We start from the raw sequence: 3,805 nt of genomic DNA, 5'->3' as shown, positions 1-3,805 counted from the left end.
GGTTCAGAGCATCTGCCTTACAAGCAGAGGGTCCGCGGTTCGAACCCGTGTGCTCCCACAGATCGCCTCAGTTTTTACTGGGGCTTTTTTGTGCCCATACATTTATAAATATTGTATGTGCAATATCGTGAGTTCCTTGAATAAAAATGAACCCTTATGATTAAGCTGTGAAAACAAGGATTGGGGCTTGCAGAAAAAAATATTTTCAAAAGAAAAAAGAAGGATCAAGCAGGGCCTTAAAATATCCTTCAATCCAGTTCTTTTGATATTGTATTTTTTTTGCCTGAACCTGTTGCTTCTTAGTTATAGGCTGAAATCTGCTGATCCTGCAACTGCGCCACTCTGCATTTTGCACTACCCAAAAGCAATGCTGCTCTTCTTCTGCTTCTCCCTTTATATGCCGTCAAATCTTCATTTGTAAAATTCCTTTTAATGGGACTAAGTGTTAGCACTTATTAATTGAAAATTAAAGGGTTGTTAACCTTAAAATAATGTTAGGTTTTTATTATCCGCATGTTTTTACTGCTGACCTTTGCGCAAATTTAAACCCCCTCTATGGCAAGCATGAGAAAACTAACGTTGTTCATGGTCATGTTGATGACTATGATTTCAACATTTGCACAAGAGACAACAGCCGAGATCCAGGGTATCATCACCGACGCAAAAGGTGCGATACTCCAGGGTGCAACTGTTACTGCGGTGCACGTTCCCACCGGAACATCTTATTCCACATCGAGCCGCAAGGATGGCCGCTTCAACCTGCCTAACCTGCGTGTGGGTGGTCCTTATGAAGTGAAAGTTACTTTCGTAGGCTTTGGTGAGGAAAAACACAAAGACCTTTTTTTGAACATTGGCCAGGTGTTGAAGAACGACTTCGCACTGGCAAGTGCATCAGCCCAACTTACTGAAGTTGTGGTTACCGGCACCCGTTCGGATAAGGTATTTAACAAGGGCCGCACCGGCGCTGCTGAAGTGATCAACCGCCAGCAGATCGACCGCCTGCCAACTGTTAACCGCAGCATCCAGGACTTTACCCGCCTGACACCTTCAGCCAACGGTTCTTCTTTCGCAGGTCGCAGCTCTTCGTACAACAACCTGACTGTAAACGGTGCATCGTTCAACAACACGTTTGGATTGAGCGGTACCCTGGGTGGTCAGTCCAACTCTCAGCCTATTTCTATCGACGCCCTCGACCAGATACAGGTAAACATCGCTCCTTATGATGTAACCCTGGGCGCCTTCACCGGTGCTGGTATTAACTCGGTTACCAAGAGCGGTACCAACGAGTTCAAGGGTACGGTTTACAACTACTGGAAAAATCCCGAAATGACTGGCCGCAAGGTGGGTGATGTTACCCTTGCCAAGCAGCAGTTTGAGTACGGCAACCGTGGTGTAAGCTTCGGTGGTCCCATCATCAAAAACAAATTGTTCTTCTTTGTTAGCGGTGAGCAGGAGCGTGTAAGCCAGCCTGCTACTTCTTTTGTTGCCAGCCGCAACGGTTCTTCCGGTGTTGGTATTTCCCAGGCAAAAGCTGAAGACCTCGATGCACTGGCAGCTTTCCTGAAAGAGAAGTTCAACTACAGCGCAGGCCCTTACGAAGGGTACAACTACAAAACCTACAGCGATAAGGTAACTGCCCGTTTTGACCTGAACATCAACAAGAAAAACACGCTGAACGTTAACTACTATTACCTGAAGAGCTGGAGAAACGTAGGCCCCAGTAGCAGCGGTCACTATGTGAGCACCAGCAGCGGTCGCTCGGCTGGTACCACTGCCATGCCATTCTTCTCTTCTTCTTATATCATCAACAACAATTTCAACATTGTTGTTGCCGAACTGAACACCCGTATCAGCAACAAGGCATCCAACAAACTCCAGGTTGGTTACAACCGTCTGCGCGACTTCCGCAGCAGCCCCGGTGGTACCTTCCCCATGGTGGATATCCTGAATGGCCAGGGTGGTGCTTTCACCTCTTTTGGTTACGAGCCCTTCACAGCCAACAACCTGCTGAACACAGATACCTGGCAGCTGAACGACATCTTTACCCTGTATAAAGGTGCACACACCATTACCCTCGGTACGCAGAACACCTTCAACAAGTTCCGCAATGGTTTTGCGCCCAACTACAATGGTATCTATACCTTCAACAGCCTGGCTGATTTCTACGCTTCTGCGCGTAACAACACCCCCACGGCACTCCGCTACCAGTTGCAGTATTCTGCTCGTAAAGGTGGTGAGTTCCCCTTTGCTGATATCAATGCCCTGCAGCTTGGCTTCTTCGCACAGGACAAATGGAACCTGCGTCAGAACCTGACCCTTACTGCTGGTTTGCGTGCCGACGTGCCCATCTTTGGTGATGTATTTACCGCCAACGCTGCTGCCGATGCACTCACTTACCGCAATGGTGCCAAAATCAACACCGGTTCGGGTCCCAAGACTTCTATCCTGTGGAGCCCCCGCGTTGGTTACAACTGGGATGTGTTTGGTGACAAGAAAACCCAGGTGCGTGGTGGCGTAGGTATCTTCGCCGGTGCGCCGCCTTTTGTATGGATCTCCAACCAGGCTTCCAACAACGGCCTGGACTTCGGTTCGGTTACTTACGATGCGGGTAAAAACGGTGTTGCTGCTACCAACCCCATCTTTGCTTTCAATGCGAACGTAAACGCAAACCGTCCCAGCAACGGTGCTGCCAACACCAATTATGGCCTGGCTGTTACCGATCCTAACTTTAAGTTCCCCCAGGTAGCCCGTGGCAACTTCGCGGTTGACCAGAAGCTGCCTTTCGATATCACTGCAACGGTTGAAGGTTTGTACACCAAAGACCTGAACGCAGTTTACCACCAGAACCTGAACCTCCCCGCTACCGGTACTGCATTGGTGGGTGCCGACAACCGCATCCGCTACGCTGCTACCAAAATTTACAGCGGCGCCGGTGGTGCTACCTTGGCTAACCCCAACCTGGATAACGTCATCCTGATGACCAACACCAAGAAGGGTTACTCTTATAACATGACCCTGCAACTGCAGCGTAACGTAAATAACCTGTACACCATGGTTGCGTACACTTATGCCAAGAGCAAGAGCGTGAACGATGGTGGTTCTGTAGCTTCTTCTATCTGGCGTGACCGCTCGGTTTCGGGCGATCCCAATGCTGAAGCTCTGTCTTTCTCTAACTTCTACCAGCCGCACCGGGTAGTGGCTGCTGCTTTCTACCGTAAAGAGTATGCTCATTTCTTTGCAACCTCTCTGGGCTTCACCTTTGAGGCTGCCAACGGTGGTACTGCCAGCTACACGTACAGCGGCGACCTGAATGGCGACGGTCTGACCAGCAATGACCTGGTTTATGTGCCCAGGAACCAAAGCGAGATCGTGCTGGAAGCAGCCAACGCTGCAGACGTTCGTACCGCCGACCAGCTGTGGAACCAACTGAATGCTTACATCATCCAGGATAAATACCTGAGCAGCCGTCGCGGCCAGTATGTAGAGCGCAATGGTGTACTGTTGCCTTTCTACAAGCGTCTTGACCTGAACTTCACACAAGACTTCTTTGTAAAAGTGAAAAACAAGCGCAACACCATCCGCTTCACTGCTGATGTATTCAACTTCGGCAACCTGCTGAACAAGGATTGGGGTATTTTCCAAACTACCAACCGTACCCAGCTGTTGACCTTGAAGCGTGTAGAAGCTACCGGAGTAAATGCAGGCAAGCCTGTATTCAGCTTCCCTTACTTCGACGCAACCAACAAGCTGCCCCTGAAAGAAACCTTCCAGAACAGCACTGGCCAGGGTTCTCGCTACCAGGTAC

At 49.6% G+C, this 3,805-nt stretch carries 1 protein-coding gene; it reads left to right on the top strand.

The window, feature by feature from the left end:
• Positions 1–603: 603 nt before the first annotated feature.
• On the top strand, positions 604–3,805 hold a 3,202-nt coding region (locus BUE76_RS15150), incomplete at its 3' end, for a TonB-dependent receptor (protein WP_254049534.1).

Origin of the sequence: Cnuella takakiae (assembly GCF_001953305.1) — a bacterium.
GTDB classification, from domain to species: Bacteria; Bacteroidota; Bacteroidia; order Chitinophagales; family Chitinophagaceae; genus Flavisolibacter; species Flavisolibacter takakiae.
Note: the sequence above shows the minus strand (reverse complement) of the source record. Positions and strands in the feature narration are given on the sequence as shown.